Origin of the sequence: Pseudoalteromonas sp. Xi13 (genome assembly GCF_003952205.1) — a bacterium.
Lineage (GTDB): Bacteria > Pseudomonadota > Gammaproteobacteria > Enterobacterales > Alteromonadaceae > Pseudoalteromonas > Pseudoalteromonas atlantica.
In genome coordinates this window covers 513,613-537,920 of sequence record NZ_CP034440.1, presented here as the reverse complement: position 1 = coordinate 537,920, position 24,308 = coordinate 513,613, and the positions used below count along the sequence as shown (strand labels likewise).

20 protein-coding genes are annotated in these 24,308 nt (G+C 43.0%); 8 read left to right on the top strand and 12 right to left on the bottom strand.

What is annotated here, in order from left to right; all coding sequences use genetic code 11:
- Window positions 1-7: 7 nt before the first annotated feature.
- Both treF and EJ103_RS18840 read left to right on the top strand, forming a co-directional pair.
- A complete protein-coding gene (gene treF, locus EJ103_RS18845) occupies window positions 8-1,510 on the top strand; it encodes an alpha,alpha-trehalase TreF (RefSeq protein WP_126009356.1) in 1,503 nt (500 codons plus the stop codon).
- Window positions 1,511-1,682: 172 nt separating this feature from the next.
- Complete coding sequence (locus EJ103_RS18840; protein WP_064387111.1) at window positions 1,683-2,372, top strand: response regulator transcription factor; 690 nt, start codon at window positions 1,683-1,685, stop codon at window positions 2,370-2,372.
- Window positions 2,373-2,502: 130 nt separating this feature from the next.
- On the opposite strand, the gene EJ103_RS18835 is transcribed toward EJ103_RS18840, so the two are convergent.
- The 4 genes from EJ103_RS18835 to EJ103_RS18820 are packed head-to-tail and all read right to left on the bottom strand — an operon-like array spanning window position 2,503 to window position 5,629.
- Window positions 2,503-3,276, bottom strand: a complete 774-nt coding sequence (locus EJ103_RS18835) for a CsgG/HfaB family protein (RefSeq protein ID WP_004587046.1) — start codon at window positions 3,274-3,276, stop codon at window positions 2,503-2,505.
- Window positions 3,276-3,701, bottom strand: coding sequence for a curli assembly protein CsgF (locus EJ103_RS18830; protein WP_004587047.1), 426 nt, complete (start codon window positions 3,699-3,701; stop codon window positions 3,276-3,278). Before EJ103_RS18830 ends, EJ103_RS18835 begins: the two co-directional genes overlap by 1 nt.
- Window positions 3,691-4,089, bottom strand: coding sequence for a curli production assembly/transport protein CsgE (locus EJ103_RS18825; RefSeq protein ID WP_126009353.1), 399 nt, complete (start codon window positions 4,087-4,089; stop codon window positions 3,691-3,693). Before EJ103_RS18825 ends, EJ103_RS18830 begins: the two co-directional genes overlap by 11 nt.
- Window positions 4,090-4,126: 37 nt before the next feature.
- Entirely contained in the window at window positions 4,127-5,629 is a 1,503-nt protein-coding gene (locus EJ103_RS18820; RefSeq protein ID WP_126009351.1) for a curlin, read from the bottom strand.
- A 570-nt stretch (window positions 5,630-6,199) separates the two neighbouring features.
- Here EJ103_RS18820 and EJ103_RS18815 point away from each other — a divergent pair.
- Window positions 6,200-8,701, top strand: coding sequence for a S8 family serine peptidase (locus EJ103_RS18815; RefSeq protein ID WP_126009348.1), 2,502 nt, complete (start codon window positions 6,200-6,202; stop codon window positions 8,699-8,701).
- 140 nt (window positions 8,702-8,841) lie between these two features.
- Here the strand turns inward: EJ103_RS18815 and puuE are convergent, their stop codons facing one another.
- From puuE to xdhA, 8 genes are read right to left on the bottom strand one after another with little or no spacing between them, the layout of a single operon-like run.
- On the bottom strand, window positions 8,842-9,780 hold the full coding sequence (gene puuE, locus EJ103_RS18810) for an allantoinase PuuE (RefSeq protein WP_126009346.1): 939 nt from the start codon (window positions 9,778-9,780) through the stop codon (window positions 8,842-8,844).
- 1 nt (window position 9,781) lies between these two features.
- Window positions 9,782-10,987 (bottom strand): urate hydroxylase PuuD, encoded by a 1,206-nt coding sequence (locus EJ103_RS18805; protein WP_126009343.1) that lies wholly within the window; start codon window positions 10,985-10,987, stop codon window positions 9,782-9,784.
- 4 nt (window positions 10,988-10,991) lie between these two features.
- The gene (gene guaD / locus EJ103_RS18800; protein ID WP_126009340.1) at window positions 10,992-12,356 is read right to left on the bottom strand and encodes a guanine deaminase; all 1,365 of its coding nucleotides are present in this window, start codon (window positions 12,354-12,356) and stop codon (window positions 10,992-10,994) included.
- A 2-nt stretch (window positions 12,357-12,358) separates the two neighbouring features.
- On the bottom strand, window positions 12,359-12,697 hold the full coding sequence (uraH, locus tag EJ103_RS18795) for a hydroxyisourate hydrolase (RefSeq protein WP_029773019.1): 339 nt from the start codon (window positions 12,695-12,697) through the stop codon (window positions 12,359-12,361).
- On the bottom strand, window positions 12,694-13,194 hold the full coding sequence (gene uraD, locus EJ103_RS18790) for a 2-oxo-4-hydroxy-4-carboxy-5-ureidoimidazoline decarboxylase (RefSeq protein ID WP_126009338.1): 501 nt from the start codon (window positions 13,192-13,194) through the stop codon (window positions 12,694-12,696). The genes uraH and uraD overlap by 4 nt, the downstream gene beginning before the upstream one ends.
- Complete coding sequence (gene xdhC / locus EJ103_RS18785; protein ID WP_126009335.1) at window positions 13,191-14,081, bottom strand: xanthine dehydrogenase accessory protein XdhC; 891 nt, start codon at window positions 14,079-14,081, stop codon at window positions 13,191-13,193. Before xdhC ends, uraD begins: the two co-directional genes overlap by 4 nt.
- Window positions 14,074-16,413, bottom strand: a complete 2,340-nt coding sequence (gene xdhB / locus EJ103_RS18780; protein ID WP_126009332.1) for a xanthine dehydrogenase molybdopterin binding subunit — start codon at window positions 16,411-16,413, stop codon at window positions 14,074-14,076. Before xdhB ends, xdhC begins: the two co-directional genes overlap by 8 nt.
- Entirely contained in the window at window positions 16,400-17,899 is a 1,500-nt protein-coding gene (gene xdhA, locus EJ103_RS18775) for a xanthine dehydrogenase small subunit (RefSeq protein ID WP_126009330.1), read from the bottom strand. The genes xdhB and xdhA overlap by 14 nt, the downstream gene beginning before the upstream one ends.
- Window positions 17,900-18,099: 200 nt before the next feature.
- On the opposite strand from xdhA, the gene EJ103_RS18770 reads away from it, so the two are divergent.
- From EJ103_RS18770 to EJ103_RS18750, 5 genes are all read left to right on the top strand, one after another.
- Window positions 18,100-19,659: an ABC transporter ATP-binding protein gene (locus EJ103_RS18770; RefSeq protein ID WP_126009328.1), complete on the top strand. Its 1,560-nt coding sequence runs from the start codon at window positions 18,100-18,102 to the stop codon at window positions 19,657-19,659.
- The gene (locus tag EJ103_RS18765; protein WP_126009325.1) at window positions 19,656-20,759 is read left to right on the top strand and encodes an ABC transporter permease; all 1,104 of its coding nucleotides are present in this window, start codon (window positions 19,656-19,658) and stop codon (window positions 20,757-20,759) included. Before EJ103_RS18770 ends, EJ103_RS18765 begins: the two co-directional genes overlap by 4 nt.
- 2 nt (window positions 20,760-20,761) lie before the next feature.
- Window positions 20,762-21,688: an ABC transporter permease gene (locus tag EJ103_RS18760; protein ID WP_126009323.1), complete on the top strand. Its 927-nt coding sequence runs from the start codon at window positions 20,762-20,764 to the stop codon at window positions 21,686-21,688.
- Between the two features lie 67 nt (window positions 21,689-21,755).
- Entirely contained in the window at window positions 21,756-22,823 is a 1,068-nt protein-coding gene (locus EJ103_RS18755) for a BMP family ABC transporter substrate-binding protein (RefSeq protein ID WP_126009320.1), read from the top strand.
- A 78-nt stretch (window positions 22,824-22,901) separates the two neighbouring features.
- Window positions 22,902-24,278: a nucleobase:cation symporter-2 family protein gene (locus EJ103_RS18750; protein ID WP_054981699.1), complete on the top strand. Its 1,377-nt coding sequence runs from the start codon at window positions 22,902-22,904 to the stop codon at window positions 24,276-24,278.
- Window positions 24,279-24,308: the final 30 nt, after the last annotated feature.

Genomic DNA, 24,308 nt, shown 5'->3' with positions numbered 1-24,308 from the left:
GATTGTTATGAATTTTTTTGAGAGCCAGTTATTTAAAGATGTACAGACCCAACATATTTTTGATGACTGTAAAACATTTGCAGATGCAACTGCACGAACCAGCTGGCAAAGTGCGTGTAAAAACTATGAGCAAGTAGCACCGCTTAATCAAGCCCAATTAAAAGAGTTTGTAAATGCTCACTTTATTACGACCCCCTTACTACGTATGCAAAGTGAGCCAGATACCGCAAGTGTTAAACACTACATTAACTCTTTGTGGCATGGTTTAAGACGGGCGGCTGATAAACCTAAAGCCGATTCTTTATTAGCATTAAAGCATAGCTACATTGTGCCTGGTGGGCGTTTTCAGGAAATATACTACTGGGATAGCTACTTTACAGCGCTTGGCTTAATTGATGCTAATAAACCTGAGATTGTTGAAGATATGCTGCAAAACTTTATCGACCTTATAAACGATTATGGGTGTATTCCAAATGGCAACCGCAGTTACTACTTATCGCGTTCACAGCCACCTATTTTAGCGCTTATGGTTGAATTACTATGGCAGCACGAACACAGCAAAACCAATAATGTAGCGTGGCTTGAAAAATGTGTTGATGCGCTTGAAAAAGAGTATGCGTTTTGGATGCAAGGCGCAGAAGAGCTTACTAACGAGAAAACGGCACTAAGGCGAGTTGTAAAAATGCCATGCGGTGGCAAGTTAAATCGTTATTGGGACGATGAAGCAACCCCTAGGGCAGAATCCCTGAGAGAAGATCTGGCACTCGCAGAGGGCTTAGCTGAGCATAAAAAGCCCGACTTTTATCGACATATACGTGCAGCGTGTGAATCTGGCTGGGACTTTAGTTCTCGCTGGCTAGCTGAGCCTAATTCACTTAGCTCTATACAAACAACCGATATATTACCCATTGATCTTAATTGTTTGCTTTATAACCTAGAAAAACAGCTTAGTAAGTTTAATAAGTTGCTAGGTAATAACCAACAAGCCGATTTATTTAGCGACTACGCAGCAGCTCGCCGCACACTGATTAATAAATACATGTGGAGTGAGCAACAACACTTTTTTGTTGATTATAATCATCACAAAGCGAGTCAATCTAAGGTGTTAAGCGCTGCCGCAAGTACTGCATTATTTTTTAACTTAGCGTCTGAGCAACAAGCTCAACATATTGCCGAGCGACTAAGCCGCGACTTTTTAAAGGCCGGTGGCATAGTTACTACCGTTACCTCTACATCACAGCAATGGGATAGCCCTAATGGGTGGGCTCCGCTGCAGTGGTTTGCTGTTAAAGGGCTTAATAATTACGGTTTTAGTGATCTTAGTAAACGTATAATGCAAAACTGGCTAACAATGGTAGAAAACGACTTTTCTGTTAATCAGTGCCTACTAGAAAAATACAATGTGTGCGTGCCTCAATTAAAAGCAGGGGGCGGAGAATACGTAGTACAGCAAGGTTTTGGCTGGACTAACGGGGTTACCTCACGCTTTTATACGTTATGTGAGGACTGATCAGAGCAGTATTTTATATGAAAATAATTCATTCATTATCATTAAGTTATTGTAACTATTAACTAAATATAATTGGTGATTGTTTTATGCCGTGTATGAATAATACCAAGGGCGCATTGTAAGTTGTTAATAAATTCGGTAATGTGGTGTAAACATTTCAAGGAAGAAATCTATGCTACAACCACACGCCGTTTTTGTAAAAACCACGTTTCAATCTTCTTTTCACTGTGAAAGCTACACAACTATATTAAAAACCATGCAAGCCATTTTTGGCGATATTAAAATGGACGACGTGATCCCTAAAAACGAGAAAAGGGACAAGTTTGATTTATTTTTAATTGATGGCGCTAAAAATAACTGGTTAGATTTACTGCCTGCCGACTTAATTTGCCTCGCTAAAAAGCATAAAGTTGTCTTATTTAATGTAGAGCCCAATGCCGTGTGCGAAAAAAACCTACTGCTAAATCATTTCAATGGTGTGTTTTATAAATCAGATGCACCAGAAACTATTTTTAAAGGGCTAGTTAGAATAACCGCAGGCGAGTTATGGTTTACGCGAAAGGTTATATCAAAAGCGTTTTCAGATATTCTCTCGGTTGCCTCTTCGTTTAATAGCCTACAAGAAGACATTACCCTCAAAAAAGGGGATTATGCGCACCTTACTAAACGTGAAAAATCGGTTATTCACTTAATTGCTCAAGGGGCGAGCAATAACGCCATTGCCGATAAACTTAATATAAGTGACCACACCGTTAAAACGCATTTGTACAGTGCCTTTAAAAAAACCAATTCTCGTAACCGTGTTGAATTAGCAAATTGGGCTCAGCGTTACATATCGGTTTTATTACCTATGGCTAAGTAGTTATAGCAATTTTTTAAAACACGATTGTTGTATACACTCATACAAAAAAGGCTACATTATGTAGCCTTTTTTGTTTTTAAATTATAGCCTTATACCAATTCGCTTAATCAAGTGTTATTGCGCATTGGTATTACGCTGCTTTTTGTGCCCACAACCCTCTATCAATTCCTTTTGTAATTAAGTCTGTGAGTGCTTTTTCAATGGCTTGGGTTACACATATGCTCATCGGTTCGTTATCACTAAAGCCGGCTTCAGCTTCGGCTAAGCGTTTGTAGCTTACGTACCTAAAAAATCCTGCACGCATTTCTTGGCTAAGTACTTTTTTGCTGGTGGCTACGCTAAGTAATACTTGGCCGGTGCGAACATCAACTGCGCGTAAATATATAGATATTGCATCTTCACGATATAACTCAGAGGCGCCAATACCAAAGTATTCCATTCCTAAACCGCCTGTTTTTACATTAGTATCGTAGCTAATAATACCGCCTTCTAAAATTATTTTAGCGGTTGTAAGGGGCGGTAAATCTGGTTGGTTAGGGTTGTCAGATTGGCCTGCACGTATAATTTTTCGCTCTGTTAAAATATTTTGTAAGCCTTCGCGTTCAACCGGTGTAAACCAATCAGACTCGTGTAGTGCTTGCACTAAAATAGAGTTAGCACCTTGCGTTACTGCAGTTGAAAACGAGCTAACATTAGTTTGCGGTTTGTATTGGCCTGTTTGATCTCTAAACGAATACACAGACACAGGGATACTGCCTACGGGTTTAGGTAAGTTCTTTAAATCACTAAATATTTCAGTGGGTTCTAATGTGGTGGCGACTTGCTGTGAGGGAGGGATTAAGTTTCCCATACTTGAGCAACCAGTTATGGCTAATAGAGTTATTGTTATGAGTATTTTGCGCATTATCCAAACCTCGGAACTTCGATTATCACGACAGAGTCATCTAATATATTGGTTATTTTTACTGTAATAGTATCGGTTGTGCTGGTGATGACTTCTATTTGATAATCGCCACTCATAAATATTGAGTCTTGGTCAAACAGGCTGTCTTCAATTTCTTCGCCAAACGCCATATCGGTAATTTCTCTTACCATGCGGTTTAAATACGTGCGCTCTAATGAGTCTTGAAATTGCTCTGCGTAGCCTTTTTCGATGGTTGGGGCTTTGTGTTTGTTTTGCGCTTGCGCTTTACTAAGCAGCATAGTGGCATTGAGTGGGTTACCACCAAAGCTTGGGTTGATTGGGGTATAAATTATTTCAGTTGCCGAGGCTGAAAAACTAAGTGTTGTTATTATTATAAGTGCTATTTTTTTCATTTTACCATCCATTTACTGCCATATCGGGTGACGATGTTGCCATATTTGAGCGTGCCATCGCGTCTATTACAGTGTAAACAGCTTGCTCAACGCGTTCGTCGAGGGGCGCTAATCTACGTCCTAAATAGGTTACATACACGAGTTGGTTATTCATAATTAGCGAAAGCTTTGTGCCAGCTTTTGGTATTACTGTTTCTCTTATTTCTATATTAAAACCGGCGGTTGAAGGGAGATCTCGCCAGTAATTTGAAAACTCGTAATAAAATTGATGGCCAAAACGACTAATGCTTCTATCAAGCAGTAAGCCATCTATTTCTAATTCTTGCGCAGCATTGCTTAGCGAAGAAAAAAACAGAAAAAAACTCAGTAGGTAGTAACGTAAGTGAATATTTTTTTTCATAATAAAATGGGGAGGGTTAACCTCCCCACCTCAATAATTACATTTGCGTAATTGTTGCTGTGTTGCCATCACCAATTTGCGTAACAGAAACCGTGCTGTCGTAGCCAATTACTGAGCCTTCAACAAGGTTATCGTTACCTACTTGAGTGACTGTAAACGATACGTTTTCACCGCCCACTAAAAAGGCTGACTGCTCAACGCCGCTTACCCAGTTACCTTCACCTTCTTGTGAAATATCAATACTGTGGCTACTACCTTCAACCATCATATCGACTAGGTTTAACATGCCATCTTGCGCAATATCGATTTGGTTATCGTTACTATCTAAAATACCCGCAAGCGTAACAACTGCCTCGTTTTGAGCACCACTTTGGGCAATGTCAATATCGTTATTGTTTGATGTAAGCGATACATCAGGGTACGACGATTGCACCAGCATGACGTTTTCATCACCAGATTGAACTAAATCTACATCGTTACCTGTGCCGTTAAAATTAGCAAGGTGAACAGAGTTTAAGTCGCCAACTTGAGTGGTTGAAAACTCATTATCAGAGCCAATTACACCCATGTAAGATTCGTTAAAGTCACCGTTTTGTAGTGAAGTTAGCTCGTTGTTATCGCCAATTAAATCGGCTGTCATTAAGTTTTCAGCGCCAACTTGCGTTGCTGCCACTTCGTTATTTGCACCTTCAAATAAGTTTGATTCAATTGTATTTAATGAACCTTCTTGATCTAAATCTATTTGGTTATCATCGCCAACAACAGCTGCAAACGTTACTGCATTTGTTAAGCCATCTTGCTCAATTTCAATTTCATTTGCATCACCAGAAATTGAACTAAATGCTACAGCGTTACGGTCGCCGTTTTGTTCAACATCAAGTTCGTTGTCGTTACCTTGTAAGCTGCTTACTTTAAAGGTATCCCAGTAGCCGTCTTGAACTAAATCAAGTGTGTTTTCATCGCCTGAAAGCATAGTGATTTCTGCTTCATGCCATTCACCCTGTTGTAAAGACATGATTTCATTTGCATTACCTTGCATATCCATGTTGTAGAACCAGTGGCCGCCGCTACCTTGCTCTACATCAATAAGGTTGTCATCACCGGTTACGATGTTAATCGCTTCGTTATTTACGAAAAAGCCTTGGCCAAATTGGCTAACAAATAACATGTTGTTGTTACCTGTTACCTCAGAAATAAACCCATTAGCAACGCCATCTTGCGAGTACACTTGCGTGTTGTTATCGCCAGTTGTTGTTACTTCGGCATAATTACCAAATTGGCTTTGCACAACTTCAGTGTCGTTATTGTTACCTGTGGTGGTCACAAGCATGGTATTGCTGTCGCCTTCTTGATAAAGAAACGCGTTATTTTCATTTGAAGTTTGGCTGAGGGTTAAGCTGTTTTCTAGACTCTCTGTAGATACTTGTGTACTTAGTTGCGAGCTAGACACTGATTTGTTTTGTGTATCTGCGTGTGAGGCAAAGCTGGTACCGACTGCTAATGCAACAGCGCAGCTTAAAAGTGTTTTATTCAACTTCATTATTATTCTCCTTGAAATAGTAAAATCAAATACCTTAAGTGTTATAAATTTTAATAAGATATTTTCGCTCAGCATGCCGTGCTGAAATAATGGTGTGATCCACTGTTAATTTGATTTTGTAAATCGTTTGTTATTACAAATGCTAAGTTTAAGCCTGTCATTTTTATTAAACATAAAGTGGCTAAACTTTTTTGTAAGAACACCTTCACTGTATTCTCCCCGGCGAAGGACTTAAATCATCTTTTTTTACCAATTTTATTTTTTAAGTATTTCAACAGGTTATAAAAAGTATCCATATAGGAACAATACTAGGAAGGAAAACTAGTAAAAATGTTTGGTCCTTAAAAAGGTAAAAATGGCGGGCGGTATTTCATAAAAATGACTGTGTTGTATGTTTTTTTGTTAATCAGTCTGGTTAAAAATGTTGATTTTTAGTTGTTTGTTATTTTTTGACTTGTGTAAATCCATATTTATTAGTTTTCTAGTTCTATGCCACGTGATCCTCTTGTATTTGAAGTTGTAAGTAAACTTACTTAGTACGGCTAAGTTAAACCAACTATGGATAGAACAATGAAAACAAAATTATCTATTATCACTCTTGCTTTACTCCCGTGTTTAGCTGCTGCAAAACTACCTGATGCAGGTGTTAAACACCCTGTTGTAGCAAGTAGTGATGCAGTAATTGTTAAATACAAAAAAAATGCATCAGCACAAATGCGTAAACAAGCGCGTTCGTTAGTTAAAGCAAAAATTTCAGATGTAAACGCTGATGAAATTGATGATAACTATAAGTCTTTACTTTCTGGGCGGTTAGCTAAGTTTAAAATTTCGGGCATGAGTACTAAAGAAGCCATTGCACGCTTAAAATCTCACCAAGCGATTGAATACGTTGAGCCTGATTACCAAGTAAGCATTGCTCAAACGCCTGATGATCCGCGCTTTGATGAGATGTGGGGTTTAAATAACGACGGCCAAACAGGCGGTACTGCCGATGCTGATATTGATGCAGTAGAAGCATGGGATATTTCGACAGGTAGCCGCGATGTTGTGGTAGGTGTAATTGATACCGGTATTGACTATAGCCACAGCGATTTAGCTAGCAATATGTGGGTTAATAGCAGTGAAGTGCCTGGAGATGGCATCGATAATGACGGTAACGGCTTTGTAGATGACGTGCACGGTATTAATGCAATTACCAACAGTGGTGACCCTATGGATGATGAAGGCCATGGTACTCACGTATCGGGCACCATAGGCGCAAGCGGTAATAACGCAACAGGTGTTGTAGGCGTTAACCACGAAGTATCGCTGGTAGGGTGTAAATTTTTAGATGCTGCAGGTAATGGCTCAACATCAGATGCAATTAAGTGTATTGATTACATGGTAGGACTTAAAAATGCCGGCGTTAACTTACGTGTATTAAATAATAGCTGGGGCGGTGGCGGTTATAGCCAAGCATTAGCCGATGCAATTGCCTCAAGCGAAGCAGCCGATTTACTGTTTGTAGCGGCAGCGGGCAACGACACCATAGATAACGATGTAAACCCGCATTATCCTTCTAACTACGAAAACGCAAGCGTGTTATCTGTAGCAAGTACGGATCAAACCGATAATATTTCGTGGTTTTCGCATTATGGTTTAACCAGCGTTGATATGGGCGCCCCTGGTAGCGCAATTTTATCTACTACACCAGGTGAGAGCTATGCGTCTTACTCAGGCACATCAATGGCGACTCCTCATGTAGCTGGCGCTGCAGCGTTAGTGCTATCTATTAACCCAGAACTTAACACGCAAGAGCTTAAAGAATTACTAATGAGCTCTGGCGATGCAAACGCTGCACTGCAAGGTGTAACGGTGGCAGGTACGCGTCTTAATGTTAACCAAGCACTTATTGATGCAGATCCTACACCTGGCTTTAAAATTTCAGCCGATCCACTTACGCAACAAATTGTAGCGGGCCAAGCTACAAATTACACATTTACCATTGGCTCAATTGCCCAGTGGGATGAAGAAGTAACGCTTGAACTATCATCAACATTAAGCGGCGCTTATTTGTCGGCTAGCACGGCTCGCCCTGGTGATGAAGTAATGCTTAACGTTGAAACCGACACTGATACACAGTGGGGTGAATACGAGCTAACCGTTACTGCAACAGCGGATGAAATTGTTAAACAGCAGTCAGTTAAATTAATGATTCAACCGGTAGGCCTAAACGACTTTACCTACAGCAGTAATGCAAGTGTTGATATTCCCGATAACTCGCCAGTGGGCGCCGTATCAGTAATTAATGTACCTGATGATTTAACTGTGTTTGGTACAACAGCGGATGTTGATATTACGCATACTTACTCAGGCGACTTAGTGGTTAAGCTAGTATCAGCACAAGGCACGCAAGTAACGCTACAAAGTAATGTGGGTGGTTCAAGCGACGACATAGTGAGAAGCTTTACGTCTGAGTCATTTAACGGTGAAGTGGCAACAGGTGATTGGACGCTACACGTTGAAGATACCGCAGCAGCCGATACGGGTACCATTAATACGTGGTCTCTTACATTAAGCGCTATTGGTGAAGTTAGCCCACAACCACCGCGTGCGGGTTTTGATGTAGAAACACAAGGTTTAACCGTTAACTTTACTGATTCAAGTACGGATGCAAATAACGATATTACACAGTGGAGCTGGGAGTTTGGTGATGGTGCAACATCATCTGATCAAAACCCAATGCATGTCTATGCAGCTTCTGGTAATTACGATGTTGTACTAACCGTAACTGACAGCGAAGGCAATACAAGCACGTCAACGCAAACGGTTGTAGTAAGTGATGTAGAGCTTGAGCTTACCCTTAAACGCGCTAATAAATCTCGCCTTGATACTATGCGTGTAGATTTAAGTTGGGAACGTGTTGGCGCTGAGTCATTAAGCGTATACCGTAACGGTGAGCTGGTTGATACCACATCAGACAACGGCCGTTACCGCGACTACGTACGTGGTGCTACATCACCATCGTACGATTACCAATTATGTGTAACTGAAAATGTATGTTCTAACATCATTACAGTGTCATTTAATTAACTACTCCTAAAGTGACCTTAAGCCCAGCACTGCTGGGCTTTTTTTGTTTTACGATAAATCTAATAAGCTCTTAGAATTTAGTTTTAACGGCTCACATCTAGGCTTTATTATACCAATGCGCATAACTAAATGATTAAGTACTATTGCGGATTGGTATTATACGGATGAGTTTTAAGCCAGTGCTCGGCGATTTGTTCGCGCGTGGCAAACCACACTTGCTCATGCGATTTAGCATATTCTAAAAACCGTGCAAGGGCTTTAATGCGCCCTGGGCGGCCAATTAAGCGACAATGCAGCCCTATCGACATCATTTTAGGGGCGTTTTCACCTTGTGGGTCGCCTTCTTCATAAAGCGTATCAAACGCATCTTTTAAATAATTATAAAACTGATCGCCGGCATTAAAGCCTTGCACAGCGGCAAAGCGCATGTCGTTTACATCAAGCGTGTAGGGAACTATTAACTGTGGCTTACCTTCTTTAATACTGTAAAAGGGTAAGTCGTCGCTGTAATCGTCGGCATCATATAAAAACGAGCCATTTTCTACCACAAGGGCTGCTGTGTTAGGGCTTGTGCGCCCTGTGTACCAGCCTGTGGGCTTTTTACCGGTAAGCGTTTGAATGATTTCAATGGCTTTTTGCATGTGCTCGCGCTCGGTTTGTTTATCTAAATGTTGATAATTAATCCAGCGCAGGCCGTGGCTTGCAATTTCGTGCCCAGCTTCAACAAAGGCTTTAGCTACATCGGGGTGGCGCTCAAGGGCCATGGCCACAGCAAAAATGGTGACCGGTATATCGTATTTTTTAAAGAGTTTAAGTAAGCGCCACACGCCTGCGCGCGAGCCATATTCGTAAATAGACTCCATGCTTATGTGGCGGTCTTCTACATGGGGAGCGCTGACTATTTCAGATAAAAACGTTTCGGCTGCTGCATCACCATGCAGTACACAGTTTTCACCGCCTTCTTCGTAATTTAATACTACTTGCACGGCTATACGGGCTTTATTAGGCCAGTTGGCATGCGGAGTGTGTGCACCATAACCAATTAAATCGCGCGGGTAATGTTTAAATTGCTCGCTCATGTTACTGCTCCTTTTTTACTGCGCTAAGCCAAGTGCCAAGCATTTCACGCTCTGCATCAGTCATTTTTGTCATGTTAGCCAATGGCATGTCTTTGGTTATAACCGCGCGAGTATGGATAAGTGCACTGGCTTTTTTTACATCAGCAAGTGAGTCGAGCTTAAAGCCGAGCGGCGCGGTTTGAAAAAGCTTTGAGGTAGGGGTTTCACTGTGGCACTGTGTACAGTGTTTATTAATAATATCCCACGCTTGTGCATCGCTTATACTTGCTTGTAGATCATTTTGTGCGTTTACAGAGCTACTTGGCCACGGTGCTATGGCTAGCATTAACGCAAAAAACGCGGCAATACCGCTTATTAGTACTGAAGGCTTATTAACACCTTGGTGCTTTAAATTAAAAAAGTGGCGTATCCACATACCAATAATAAAAAAGCCAATAAGCACTAACCAACCAAACTCATGGCTATAGGTATACGAAAAATGGTTACTTAGCATAATAAAAATAACTGGTAGGGTGGCGTAGTTATTATGGACTGAGCATTGCTTTGCTTTTAAACCCGGCGCTGAATCAGGAATGCGCCCAGCTTCTACTTCGCTTACCATGTAGCGCTGTGCAGGCATAATAATGTGATATACATTACCGGCCATACAGGTACCAATTAATGCACCAACATGAATATACATCGCGCGGTCACTAAATAGCTGATCAACCCCATACGTCCATAACGCTAAAAAGCCTACACCTAGCGCAATAAATGCCTTGCCGTTTTCAACAAGCGGGCTTTTACACAATAACCGATAAACACCATAACCTAAGCCTATAAAACCAAGTGATGCACCAATAGCTGCAAACTTACTGAGCTCACTTTTACTGGCATCAAGTAAATACACATCTGCGCCCACATAATATAACAGCGTAAATAACAGCGCGCCGCTGATCCAGGTTGTGTAGGCCTCCCATTTAAACCAATGTAGGGTAGAGGGCATTTGCTCTGGGCCATTTTGATACTTAGCCACTTCGTAAAAGCCGCCGCCATGAATAGCCCATAAATCGCCTTTTATGCCTTTATCTTGTTTCCATTGTGGCGGTGTTTGTAAGTTATTATCAAGCCACACAAAATAAAATGAGGCGCCTATCCACGCTATACCTGCTACCACGTGAAAGTATCTAAACACCAAATGAGCAAGCTCAAATAAATAGTTTTCCATCGGGTTATGCCTCTTCTAAATCGGGTGTGGGTGTGGCTGCAAACTGGGCTTGTTGGTCGCGTTTATACACGCTTTTACCCATAATGTAGGTTTGTTCAATACAGCGGTCGTCGCCTAGCATCATCATGGCAAAAAGCTGTTCGTGAAGGGTTTTGGCATGGCCAATTCTGAACTTTAAAAACGAGGTGGCCGCGTAATCCATTACAATAAAGTCGGCCTCACAGCCTACATTAAAGTTACCTATGGTGTTCTCTAAATCAAGGGCACGTGCGCCGCCTAGGGTGGCTAAATAAAACCCTTTAAATGCTGAGAACTTTTGACCTTGTAATTGCTGAATTTTGTACGCTTCGTTACCTGTTTGTAGCATAGAAAAACTTGTGCCTGCGCCTACATCGGTACCCATGCCGACATTTATTCCATGCTCTTCACATCTCTTTAAATTTAAAAGGCCCGAACCTAAAAACAAGTTAGAGGTAGGGCAGTGCGATATAGCCGCGTTGTTATCGGCAAGGCAGCACAGCTCGCGCTCAGATAAATGAATACTATGGGCAAATACCGAGCGTTTACGCACCATTTTAGCTTGCTCGTAAACGCCTAGGTAATCATCAGCCTCTGGGAATAACCCTTTTACCCATTCGCACTCGTCTTTGTTTTCAGATAAGTGGGTATGCAGGTAGGTGTCGGGGTATTCTTCTAATAATTGAGTACATTTTTGTAGTTGCTCTGGGGTTGATGTGGGCGCAAAACGTGGCGTTACTGCATAGCTTAACCTATCAACATTGTGCCATTTTTCTATCAGTGCTTTTGATTGATCGTAACTGGTTTGCGCGCAATCTGATAAGTCATCTGGGCAGTTTCTGTCCATCATTACCTTACCGGCAATCATACGTAAATTACGTTTTTGAGATTCGTTAAAAAACGCATCTACCGATTGCGGGTGCACAGTGCCAAATACCAATGCGGTAGTGGTGCCATTACGCAGTAGCTCATCTAAAAAGCGATTAGATATGTCTTTTGAATAATGCTCACAGGTAAACTTTTTTTCAGTGGGGAAGGCGTATTCGGTAAGCCAACTTAAAAGCTGCTCGCCATACGCGCCGACCATTTCGGTTTGCGGCAAATGTATGTGCGTGTCTATCATGCCGGGCATTACTAATTTACCATCGTGGCGAATAATAGTGGCTGACTTATCAATGTTTGGCAGTATGTCTTGCTCGTAACCAAGGTTAACCACTTTGCCGCTTTGAATAACTAACGCGCCTTTTTCAAAATAGCGATGGGCGCTTTCGCCTGCTATGGCGGGGTCGTCAACAAAGTCGAGTATGTTGGCACACATTACGGTTATTTTATTATTGTTGTGGGTGCTCATAATTAGCTGCCTCTGTACGTTGAGTAGCCAAATGGGCTAAGCAATAACGGAATATGATGGTGTTTTTGATCTTGTAATCTAAAGGTAATTTGCGCCTCTGGGTAAAACGCAGGTGTTTCTTGGTTTTCATAATAGCTGTCTAAGTCAAAAACCAGTTTATAGGTTGCAAATTCTACGTCTGTGTTGAGCCAGTCGGTAATTCGCCCGTCGCTATTTGTTTTACCTTGAGCTATTAATTGCCACTCGTTATTAGTGAGTAAAAACAATTGTACAGCTACATTTTCAGCCGGTTTGCCTGTGCTGGTATCTAAAATATGGGTAGTGATAGGGCTTTTATTCATAGCAATGACTCCAATCTTATTTTTGTTATTTTGGCTTGTTCGCCCGCGGCTATATTAAGCTCTGTGCTGCGGGTGTTGTGTATGCGCTGCTCAATAAGTTCAAGCATTTGCTCAGCACTTTTACCACTGGCACACACAATAAATATAAAGCCAAATTTACTGAGGTATTCTTTATTTAGCGCAATCATTTTTTTAAGGGTTTGCTCGTTTGCTTTACTCATGCCTGATTGTTCGTGCCCCGCTTTTTGCGCTGTAGCGGCGTACTTTTTACTTAATGTTGATAAATCGCCTATTTGCGGGTGGCCTTCAAAAGCGGCTAAATAATCGCTCTCACCTAGGCTATCCCAAACGCTTTGCGCGCTGCTAAATAAGTGATCTTTATTTTCAAATGGCATGATATTTAGCATACCGCTTACCCAGTTAGGAGCTGCGCAACAGTGCTCTAATGCTTGATGCGCTTGCGCTGCATTTAGGTCGTTAATTTTTAAGCTACTCATGCGTTTTCTTCCTCGTGCGTGCTGCTAATTAAGGCATTTTTAAGTGCACGCCATTGCAAGCCTTGGCGTTTGGGCGCATGGGTTTGCATAGCCTGATAAAGGCCAATTAACTGCCCGCTTATTGATATTGCTACTTCCATAGGGAGCTTGCCCGTTACATTTTCAAGCCCGACAGGGCAGGTCATTTGCTTTATTTGCTCGGTGGTAAAATCGCGATGGGCTAAGCGCTGTTTAAAGCGTTTTGCTTTAGTATCTGAGCCAATTACACCAAGCCAATTAGCATCAGCGCGTTTAATAATGGCTTGTGTAAGTGCAAAGTCGAGCTGGTGGTTATGGGTTAATATTAAGTAATTATTAGCCTTTGGCGCGCGTTTAACTTGCTCTGTTGGTTCTTCATCAACCACTTTTATTACGTTATTAGGAATAACTTGCGGGAATACATCGGCGCGGCTATCTATCCAGCGTATGCGCATAGGTAATTGCGCCAATATACCAATAAGCGCCTGTGCTACATGGCCTGCGCCGTATATGTCGAGGGTAAAGCGCTCGCATTGCATGCACTCAAGCATAACGGTGGCAGCTCCCCCGCAGCATTGGCCTAAATTTGCGCCTAGGTTAAATTGCTCTATCACTTGGGCGGCCTCGCCTTTGGTAAGTAGCTCGCGTGCTTTTTCTATTACTACGTATTCAAGGTGTCCACCGCCAAGGGTGTCGTAAATATGCTCGCCGCTTATTACCATTTTAGAGCCTGTGCCACGTGGGGTTGAGCCATTGGTGCCAAGCACAGTGGCAATAACATAATTAGTGCCGCTTTGTTCATGCTCGTTTATAGCTTGCGCCCAATTTTGCGTATGAAAACCCTGAAACGACTCATTTAAATTAGCCATGTTGCTGCTCCTTAAACCAGCTAGCAGTTTGCTCAATTGCATTTAATACACGCTCAGGTGTGGCAGGTGTATCAAGTGGGGCGGTGTATTTGTAATCGGCCACACTGCTTATAGCATTACGAATAGCACTCCACACACTAAAGGCCAACATAAACGGCGGCTCGCCAACCGCTTTTGATCTAAATACCGTGGTTTCTGGGTTGGCCGAGTTATATAAATTTACATTAAATTCGGCAGGGGTATCGCCAATTGCAGGAATTTTATAGTTAGCAGGGCCAAAGCTTGCAAGCTGGCCTTTATCATTCCATTGTAAGTCTTCGGTGGTAAGCCAGCCCATACCTTGCACAAAGGCACCTTCAATTTGGCCTATATCAAGTGCAGGGTTAATTGAGCTGCCCACATCGTGCAGTATATCCACGCGGGTTACGGTGTTTTCGCCTGTCAGCGTATCTACTTCTACTTCACTCAGTGCTACGCCGTGTGCGTAGTAAAAAAATGGCCGGCCTTCGCCTTTCGCTCTATCGTAATGAATTTTAGGCGTGGCGTAATAACCGGTTGATGAAAGCGATATACGGTTCATGTAAGCAAGGTTTGCAAGTTCGCTAAAGCTAATTTCGCCTTTACTAAAGGTAATGAGGTTATCTTTAAATACAATACTTTGGCTGTCTACTTCAAAGTGCTCACTTATAAAGTTTATTAAACGCTCTTTTATGGTATTTACCGCGTTTAGCGCCGCCATGCCGTTTAGGTCAGTCCCGCTTGATGCGGCAGTTGGCGAGGTGTTTGGTACTTTGTCGGTACGAGTAGCGCTTATGCTTACTGCGTCAAAATCAACGCCAAAGCCATGGGCTACTATTTGCGCTATTTTTGTATTAAGCCCTTGGCCCATTTCGGTGCCGCCATGGTTTAAATGTATCGAACCATCGCTATAAACATGCACAAGTGCACCAGCTTGGTTTAAGTGCTGTACGGTAAACGATATACCGTATTTTACCGGCGTCATCGCAAGGCCTTTTTTTATAGTAGGCGATGATGCGTTAAAGGCTTTAATTGCCTTTTTTCGCGCCCAGTAATCACCCGACTCCTCAAGCTGGCTTATCATATCTTTTAAAATATGCTGCTCTACTGTTTGATGATACGGCGTAGTGTCGCGGCCTTTTTTGTATAAATTAAGTTTTCGGATCTCAAGCGGATCTTTACCTAATTTAGCGGCTATGTCGTCCATTATTAGCTCGCCCATGATCATGCCTTGCGGGCCACCAAATCCTCTAAATGCAGTGTGGCTTACGGTGTTTACTTTACAGCGATTCCCTTTAATGGTGGCAGCTGGGTAGTAATACGCGTTATCGACATGAAACATTGCGCGGTCGACAATGGCATCAGATAAATCAGGCGAATAACCACAAAACCCATTTACGGTTACATCAGCGCCTTCAATTAGGCCATTTTCGTCAAACCCTACATGGTATTGGTTATAAAATGGGTGGCGTTTACCGGTAAGTTTAAAGTCGTCACTGCGGGCTAGGCGCATTTTAACGGCGCAGCCAAGGTGGTAAACTGCAAGCGCTGCAAGGCAAGCCCAAGGCGCGCCTTGAGTTTCTTTACCGCCAAAGGCTCCGCCCATACGGCGGGTTTCTACGTTTACAAAGCTAAATGGCTTTTTTAAAATTTTAGCAACTAAGTGCTGCACCTCTGTTGGGTGCTGCGTAGAACATTGCACATGAATCCCGCCATCGTTGTCGGGCTGAGCAAGTGCTATTTGCCCCTCAAGGTAAAAGTGTTCTTGCCCGCCTATGTGTATTTCACCTTTAAGTTGGTGGGCTGCATTATTTATGGCTTGCTCGCTATTACCGCGGTTAAGTGAGTGTGGCGGCCTTACCCAGTGCTCTTTTTTAATCGCTTCTTTAATATCAAGTATGGGGGTGGTTTGCTCGCACTCTATAACCACTAGGCGAGCAGCGCGGCGCGCAATGGCGTAGCTTTTGGCAACCACTACCAGCACAGGTTGCCCGTGATATTGAATTTCGTGATTGGTTAATAGCACATCCCCAGGGAATACTGGGCCAATATCAAGCTTACCGGGTACATCATCAGCCGATAAAATACGTTTAACGCCTGCCACTTCAAGCGCTTTACTTGTATCAATTGATTTAATAAAGCCGCTGGTAATAGGCGCAAGCACAGGGTAGGCGTGCAAGCAGCCATGGGGCTCTGGGTTATCGTCGGCGTAGTTTGCATGGCCACATACTTGCTTTATTGCGCTTTCGTGATACTTAGATTGGCCAACACTTCCACCTTGGGCTTTTAGTTTATCCATTTCAAAGTGACGCATGTGAAATCCTCGTAATGGCAATGTTGTTATTATTTTTACTGCTTGGCTGTGCACCGCAAAACTCAATACCAATACGCTGTAGCAAGTTTTTGCTTACCGTAGTGCGGTAATGCGCGCTGCTGCGTACATCGCTCATGGGAGCAAAGTCATCATTTATAGCACTAGCGGCATCTATAAACGTGCTTACTTGCAAGGGTTGAGCATTAAGCTTTTGCTCTATGTGCGCGGCGCGTTTGGGTATTGCGGCCATGCCGCCCATGGCGCAGCGGGCATTGCTAATTACGCCTTGCGTTTGCTCTATAGCCAGCACTAAACACACAGTAGATATATCATCTTCAAAGCGTTTTGAAATTTTATGACACGCAAGCTTTAACGAGTCTGGGCGTTTAGGTACGGTAATTTTGCTAATGACTTCATCGCTTTTAATGACTGTCTTTTTGTAATCAACAAAGTAGTCGGCCACGTTTATTGTACGTGTGCCTGCTGCGCTTAATAAATCTAAAGTGGCATTAAGTGCAATGAGTAAAGGGGCTGGATCGCCGATTGGAGAGGCGTTTCCTATGCTGCCACCTAAGGTGCCACTGTTACGTACTTGGTTAGAGCCAAGGCGTTCAAACAGCTCCTTAGACTCTGGGTAGTAATCGTAAAAAGCGTCTACAAACTGGCTGTAAGGGAGTGCTGCACCAATATGTAGCTCGCCGCTGTTATCGGTTAAAGTGCACAGCTCACTGGTTTGGCTAAGCGATATAATAATATCGGGCAATAGCATGTTTTGGCTAAGCTCAATGGCAAAGTCGGTGCCACCAGCAACCAAGTGTGCCTGCGGGTAACGCGCTTTAAGCTCAACAAGTTGCGCTGCACTTTGCGGTAAATAAAGCGTACGAGAGCCATTTTTTAAACAAGGAATGTCATCACCTATATTTAGTGATGCCTTAAATTGTGCCGCCATGGCAGAGTAAGGCTCATTTTTACGCTCGTAGCTATAAGCTTTTTCAACTGCAAGTAAAATAGGGCTGTAACCCGTACAACGACATAAATTACCCCCTAGCGCATGAATAGCGGCTTTTTTACCTGGGTAACTCGGGTTATTAATATAAAGCGCCAACATGCTCATTATTATGCCTGGGGTACAAAAACCACATTGCGAACCATGGCACTCAACCAACGCGCGTTGCACCGGATGTAAATCGTTAAGTGTAGGGTAAAGCCCTGTTGTTACAGCCTCTACGGTTACTATGTGTTTTGCGTGTGCATTACCTAATAAAAGCAGGCAGCTATTCATGGTTTTATAGTGCCAAACTGGCTCACCGTTTAAATTTAGTTTTTCTTCGCCAATTAAAATTGTGCATGCGCCACAATCGCCTGTTGCACACCCTTCTTTGGTGCCCATTTTCCCTTTTTTGGTGCGAAGCCAGTCCAAAATGGTGAGATTCGGCGCGCATTCTTCTACTTCTATTGGCGTGTCATTTAATAAAAACGTAATCACACAGACCCCCTTAACTTTTATAAAGCCCTGATATGTAAAGGCTTGGCGTATATTTTTTCTTGTTGTTTTTAAGCAGGTAAGAAAAAAACTTTTTCATCTTGGTAAGTTAATTGCAGATACCATGCCATTGTTGACCGCTTGGTCAGCTAAGTTTCTAGGCTAGCTTATTTAACCAACAAGCACAAAGAAAGGTTTAAATAATGGACAATAAATACCGCCTTACTATGCAGGGAATGACAAAGCAGTACCCCGGATGTATAGCCAACGACGGCGTAACAATAAAAATAAAACATGGTGAGGTACATGCCCTGCTTGGTGAAAACGGCGCGGGTAAAAGCACGTTAATGAAAATGCTTTACGGTGTAGTTAAACCTGACCAAGGGGACATGTTTTTTAACGGTCGTAAAATGGACATAAAAGAACCCGCCGATGCCCGCGAATTAGGCATAGGTATGGTGTTTCAGCATTTTTCGTTATTTGAAACCCTAACAGTTGCGCAAAATATCGCGTTAGCGCTGGGCGATTTAGCAGGGCATAGCAGCACACTTGCCAGCAGAATTAGTAAAACATCGGCTAGGTACGGCATGCCGCTGGACCCGCATAGGTTAGTGTCTACGCTTTCAACGGGCGAGCGCCAACGAGTAGAAATAGTCAGGTGTTTATTATTAGATATTCAACTGCTTATTTTAGATGAACCCACCTCGGTACTCACTCCGCAAGAAGTAGACGCACTGTTTAAGACCCTGCATTCGCTTAAAAAAGAAGGCTGCTCGGTGCTGTTTATTAGCCATAAGTTGCATGAAGTTATTGCGCTTTGCGACAGCGCCACTATTTTGCGCGCCGGCAAGGTAAGTGGGCATTGCATTCCTAAAAACGAAACCAGCGAATCAATAGCTCGCTTAATGGTAGGCGACAGCACCCCAATAAGTAACCAAACGCGCAGAGCGACTGGCACAGGTGATTTTTTAACAGTCGATAACTTATCAACCAGTGCGCAGGCGTTATTTGATATTGCGCTTAAAAATGTGAACTTTGCTGTACAACAAGGTGAAATAGTCGGTATTGCAGGGGTTGCCGGTAATGGGCAGGAGGAGCTATTAAAAGCGCTTTCGGGAGAGGAGCCGCAAAAAAATAGCAACGCAATAAAATTTAAAAATACCGCTGTTGATGCGTTATGCCCTCTAAAAAGGCGCAGGCTTGGGCTTGCATGCGTACCCGAGGACAGGCTAGGGCGCGGCGCAGTACCCGATATGGATTTAGCGCAGAATGCACTTCTTACCAGTTTTGATAGTGGTTTAGTTAAAAAAGGCTTTTTAGTAAAACAAAAAATTAGCCAACTCGCCGACAAAATCATTAAAAAATACAACGTAAGAACCCCCAGCAACCGTACTCACGCAGCAAGCCTTTCGGGCGGCAATTTGCAAAAGTTTATTATTGGCCGAGAGGTTGAGCAAAACCCACAATTGCTGGTTATGTCGCACCCTACTTGGGGTGTAGATATTGGCGCGCAAGTTGCCATTCACGAGGCAATTTTAACGCTGCGCGACGAAGGCTGTGCAGTACTGATTGTTTCAGAAGATTTAGACGAGCTCTATAAAATTTGTGACCGTATTGGGGCAATTTGTGATGGTAAGCTCTCACCTATTTTAAATACCGACTGTGTACCACTTGTGCAATTAGGGCAGTGGATGGCGGGCGATTTTAATCACGACACTAAAAGCAACACAGCAAAAATAACACCGCAAGGAGCGCTGGCATGATAAAGCTTGAACCCCGCGTAGAGCGCTCAAACACATGGAGTTATCTTTCTCCTGTTTTAGCTATTTTACTCACTTTAATAACAGGTTATGTGGTGTTTGCCTTACTAGGGCACGACCCGATTAATGCCTTATATACCTTACTCATAGCGCCAATTTCTGACTGGTACGGCGTTACCGAGCTATTAGTAATGACCATTCCAATTTTATTATGTGCCTATGGTTTAGCGCTGTGTTACAGAGCGGCGGTGTGGAATATAGGTGCTGAAGGGCAGCTACTTATTGGCGGCGTATGCGCCAGTGCCGTAGCTGTTAACTTTGTTGACTCTACAAGTGCCTTTGCATTAGGGCTTACATTACTTGCAGGTATTGCCGGTGGCATGCTGTGGGCAGGCTTAGCCGCGTTTATGAAATTACGTTTAAACACCAACGAAATTTTAGTCACCATTATGCTCAATTACATTGCCGTTAATGTGTTGCTGTGGTCAGTACACGGGCCATTAAAAGACCCATACGGCTATAACTTTCCTGAAAGCGCCTTATTTGGCGATAGCACCTTACTACCGGTTTTATTTGATGGTACTCGCCTTCATTTAGGGCTTGCATTTGCGCTATTAGCGCTGTGTGCCACATGGGTGTTTATTAGTAAAACCTTTGTGGGTTTTCAAATTCAAGTACTTGGGCTTGATGCATCGGCGGCCAAAATGGCGGGCTATAAACGTGCGCTTTTAATTGCTGGTGTATTGGTAATAAGTGGCGGGTTAGCTGGGCTTGCAGGGGCTGGCGAGGTGGCTGGGCCTATAGGGCAATTAGTGCCGCAAATATCCCCCGGTTATGGTTACGCCGCAATTATTGTGGCCTTTTTAGGGCGCTTACATCCGCTTGGGATCACCTTAGCAGGGCTGTTAATGGGGCTTATTTATATGGGCGGCGAAATGGCGCAAATAGAAATTGGCCTACCCAATGCCATTACCGGCATTTTTCAGGGCTTAATGCTGTTTTATTTACTCTCGTGCGATGTGCTTATTGGTTATCGCATTAAATTGTTACTGCCATTTAAACAACAAAAAACGCAGCTAACACCCATCGCACAGGAATCTTAAACATGGATTTAGAGGTATTCACAAATATTTTATACGCCACTATTCGCACCGGCACGCCTTTATTGCTGGTGGCTCTAGGTGAAATGGTATGCGAAAAAAGCGGCACACTTAACCTTGGGCAAGAGGGCATGATGTTATTAGGCGCGGTGGCAGGGTTTATAACCATGTACCAATGCGACAACCTCTTTATAGGCTTTAGCGTGGCTGCGTTTGTGGGGGTTATGGCGTCGTTAGTATTTGCGTTTGTAGCACTTAATTTAAATGCTAGCCAAGTGGCTGCCGGGTTAGCGCTAACTATTTTTGGCACGGGCTTGTCGGCATTTTTAGGCGTTGATTACGAGGGTAAAACCATTAATGCCTTACCCACTTTAGCAATTACAGGGTTTGAGCATATTCCGCTACTGGGCAAAGCGCTGTTTTCGCAAGATGCCATTGTGTATTTAAGTTGGGTATTAGTACTTGGTACTTATTTATTTTTTAAATACCACAGGGCAGGGCTTGCGGTACGCGCCATTGGTGAAAACCCAGGCGTTGGTAATAACTTAGGCTTGCCTGTAATGCGTACTCGCTATTTAGCCGTTATGTTTGGCGGCGCAATGGCGGGTATTGCAGGGGCGTACCTATCGCTTGCTTACACACCCCTTTGGACACAAAACATGACCTCGGGACGTGGCTGGATAGCACTGGCTTTAGTGGTATTTGCAAGTTGGCGAATTGAGCGGGTAATGCTAGGCGCTTATTTATTTGGTTTTGCCAGCATTATGCACTTAGTGGCACAGGCGCTTGGCTTAGCGGTGGATTCTAATTTACTGGCCATGCTGCCTTATGGTGCAACGCTTATAGTACTGATTATGCTAAGTAAAAATAAACAAAAACTAAAAATGTACGAACCCATGTGGCTAGGTAAGCCTTGGCATAAGGGCCATTAAAAATTTTATACAAAGAGTAACAATAAGCCTTCAACAGGATATTAAAAATACAACACGGAGAATAACAATGAAAAAACTAATAACAGCGCTTGGCGTAGCACTTAGCTTAGGGTTAAGCGCGAGTGCAATGGCAAAAGACAGCGTAAAAGTAGGGTTTGTATATGTAAGCCCGATTGGCGAAGCTGGTTGGACTTACACCCACGATGTAAGCCGCCGCTACCTAGAGGATAAATTTGGCGAAAAAATAAAAACCACCTTTGTAGAAAGCGTGCCAGAGGGCGCCGATGCAGAGCGAGTTATTACACAACTAGCCAAAAGCGGGCACGATTTAATATTTACCACCTCGTTTGGCTACATGAACCCGACCATTAAGGTGGCTAAACGTTTTCCTAACGTAAAGTTTGAGCATGCAACAGGTTATAAACGCGCTAAAAATGTGGGCACTTATTTTGACCGTATTTACGAAGGGCGCTACCTAACCGGTGTTATTGCTGGGCACATGAGTAAATCTGACAGTATTGGCTATATTGCCGCGTTTCCTATTCCTGAGGTAATACGCGGTATTAACGCGTTTACTTTGGGCCTGCGCTCAGTAAAACCTAACGCAAAAGTAAAAGTAGTGTGGGTTAATAGCTGGTTTGATCCTGGTAAAGAGCGCGAAGCTGCCGACAGTTTAATCGACCAAGGTGTTGATATTATTACTCAACACACCGACTCACCTGCGCCACTTCAAGCCGCAGAAGCCGCCGGAATATACGCCATTGGTTACCACTCAGATATGAGCGGCTATGGTAAAAAAGCGCACCTTACGGCGCCTGTTCATCATTGGGATGAGTTTTACGCCGAGCGCGTGCAGCAAGTGCTTGATGATAAATGGGAATCGCAAAATGTATGGAAAGGCATAGATGCCGGTATGACCCGCTTAGCGCCGCTGAGTAAAGACATTCCCGCCAATGTGGTTGCAGAGATAGAGGCGATTAAAACCAAAATTGCCAACGGCGAGTTTCATCCATTTAGTGGCCCAATTAACAATCAGCAAGGTGAGCTGGTAACTAAAGCGGGGCAAACAATTGATGATAAAACCTTACTGGGTATGGACTTTTATGTAGAGGGTGTTGAAGGGCAGCTTAAATAAGCGCCACTGTATTTAAATTAAAACCTGGGCAAGGCGTGTATACCTTGCCCATATTAAAGCGCTAAAAGGATGTTGACTATGTCAAACCAAGAAGCAATCTCAGAAGACATAATTTACGCAGTAGATGATAAACCAGGGCTGACCGAATCTTTTTTTGCTGCCCTGCAACATGTACTGGCAAGTTTTGTAGGTATTATTACGCCCACGCTTATTATTGGTGGCGTGTTGGGGCTTGGTAGCGAAATACCGTATTTAATTAGTATGGCGTTGTTTGTATCGGGTGTTGGTACATTTATTCAGGCTCGCCGTGTGGGGCCAATTGGCTCAGGGCTTATTTGCGTACAAGGCACCAGCTTTGCGTTTTTAGGCACTATTTTGGCAACCGGTTTTACCGTAAAAGCCACTGGAGGCGGAAACGATGAAGTACTTGCCACCATTTTTGCTGTGTGTTTTTTAGCAGCCTTTGTAGAGATATTTATTAGCTTTTTTATAGAAAAGCTTGGCAAAGTAATTAAGCCTGTAGTGACCGGTGTGGTGATCACCACCATTGGGGTTTACCTCATTAAAGTAGGTATGACGGACATAGGCGGCGGGCAATGGTTGTTAACTAATATGCCTGAAAAGTTTGCCTCGCCAAGCAACTTAATTGTGGGTTTTTCGGTGGTGGCGCTGGTGGTATTACTAAATGCTAGCAAAAATCAGTGGGTAAGGCTTACCGCTGTAGTCGTTGCCATGTTAGTAGGGTGGTTACTTGCACTTATTTTAGGTATAGCCAAATTTAAAATGGGCGAATTTGATTTAATCGCCATGCCATTACCTTTTAAATATGGTTTTAACATTGATTTTGGCGCCATGATTGCCTTTAGCTTTTTATACCTAATTACCGCCATTGAATCCACAGGCGATATAACCGCAAATTGCGCGGTGTCTAAATTACCGGTAAAAGGCGCAAGCTATTTAGCGCGTATACGCGGAGGTATTTTAGGCGATGGGGTTAACTCAATGATTGCTGCCGCATTTAATACGTTTCCTAATACTACTTTTAGCCAAAATAACGGCGTTATTCAGTTAACCGGTGTAGCAAGTAGATACATTGGCCTGTGGATTGGTGTAATTTTGATTATTTTAGGGTTATTTCCGGTGATTGGTGCCGTGCTACAAAATATTCCTAAACCAGTGCTAGGCGGTGCAACGCTTGTTATGTTTGGTACCGTGGCAGCCGCAGGGGTAAAAATTCTTGCAAGCGAAAAAATAAACCGTCGTAGCTTACTTATTATTGCGGTGAGCTTAGGTATGGGTCTAGGGGTAAGCTTTGTGCCCGAAATGTTTATAAATGCGCCTAAGCTGGTAACTGCTATTTTTGGCAGCGCTGTAACGGTATCGGGTTTAACCGCCATCGTTATGACGCTTGTTTTACCAGAAAATTATTCAGCAAGTACAGATCATCTTAACTAGACTAATAAAATTATAACAAAGGGATTAACA

Bases quoted from the DNA above. Each gene is read 5' to 3' on its own strand.
- uraD (WP_126009338.1), bottom strand. From the start codon at position 13,194: ATGAGTAGCTTAAAAATTAACGACCTAAATGCAGCGCAAGCGCATCAA.
- EJ103_RS18815 (WP_126009348.1), top strand. From the start codon at position 6,200: ATGAAAACAAAATTATCTATTATCACTCTTGCTTTACTCCCGTGTTTA.
- guaD (WP_126009340.1), bottom strand. From the start codon at position 12,356: ATGAGCACCCACAACAATAATAAAATAACCGTAATGTGTGCCAACATA.
- EJ103_RS18755 (WP_126009320.1), top strand. From the start codon at position 21,756: ATGAAAAAACTAATAACAGCGCTTGGCGTAGCACTTAGCTTAGGGTTA.
- treF (WP_126009356.1), top strand. From the start codon at position 8: ATGAATTTTTTTGAGAGCCAGTTATTTAAAGATGTACAGACCCAACAT.
- EJ103_RS18835 (WP_004587046.1), bottom strand. From the start codon at position 3,276: ATGCGCAAAATACTCATAACAATAACTCTATTAGCCATAACTGGTTGC.
- EJ103_RS18825 (WP_126009353.1), bottom strand. From the start codon at position 4,089: ATGAAAAAAAATATTCACTTACGTTACTACCTACTGAGTTTTTTTCTG.
- EJ103_RS18820 (WP_126009351.1), bottom strand. From the start codon at position 5,629: ATGAAGTTGAATAAAACACTTTTAAGCTGCGCTGTTGCATTAGCAGTC.
- xdhC (WP_126009335.1), bottom strand. From the start codon at position 14,081: ATGGCTAATTTAAATGAGTCGTTTCAGGGTTTTCATACGCAAAATTGG.
- EJ103_RS18770 (WP_126009328.1), top strand. From the start codon at position 18,100: ATGGACAATAAATACCGCCTTACTATGCAGGGAATGACAAAGCAGTAC.
- uraH (WP_029773019.1), bottom strand. From the start codon at position 12,697: ATGAATAAAAGCCCTATCACTACCCATATTTTAGATACCAGCACAGGC.
- puuE (WP_126009346.1), bottom strand. From the start codon at position 9,780: ATGAGCGAGCAATTTAAACATTACCCGCGCGATTTAATTGGTTATGGT.
- EJ103_RS18760 (WP_126009323.1), top strand. From the start codon at position 20,762: ATGGATTTAGAGGTATTCACAAATATTTTATACGCCACTATTCGCACC.
- EJ103_RS18805 (WP_126009343.1), bottom strand. From the start codon at position 10,987: ATGGAAAACTATTTATTTGAGCTTGCTCATTTGGTGTTTAGATACTTT.
- xdhB (WP_126009332.1), bottom strand. From the start codon at position 16,413: ATGCGTCACTTTGAAATGGATAAACTAAAAGCCCAAGGTGGAAGTGTT.
- EJ103_RS18830 (WP_004587047.1), bottom strand. From the start codon at position 3,701: ATGGATGGTAAAATGAAAAAAATAGCACTTATAATAATAACAACACTT.
- EJ103_RS18750 (WP_054981699.1), top strand. From the start codon at position 22,902: ATGTCAAACCAAGAAGCAATCTCAGAAGACATAATTTACGCAGTAGAT.
- EJ103_RS18765 (WP_126009325.1), top strand. From the start codon at position 19,656: ATGATAAAGCTTGAACCCCGCGTAGAGCGCTCAAACACATGGAGTTAT.
- EJ103_RS18840 (WP_064387111.1), top strand. From the start codon at position 1,683: ATGCTACAACCACACGCCGTTTTTGTAAAAACCACGTTTCAATCTTCT.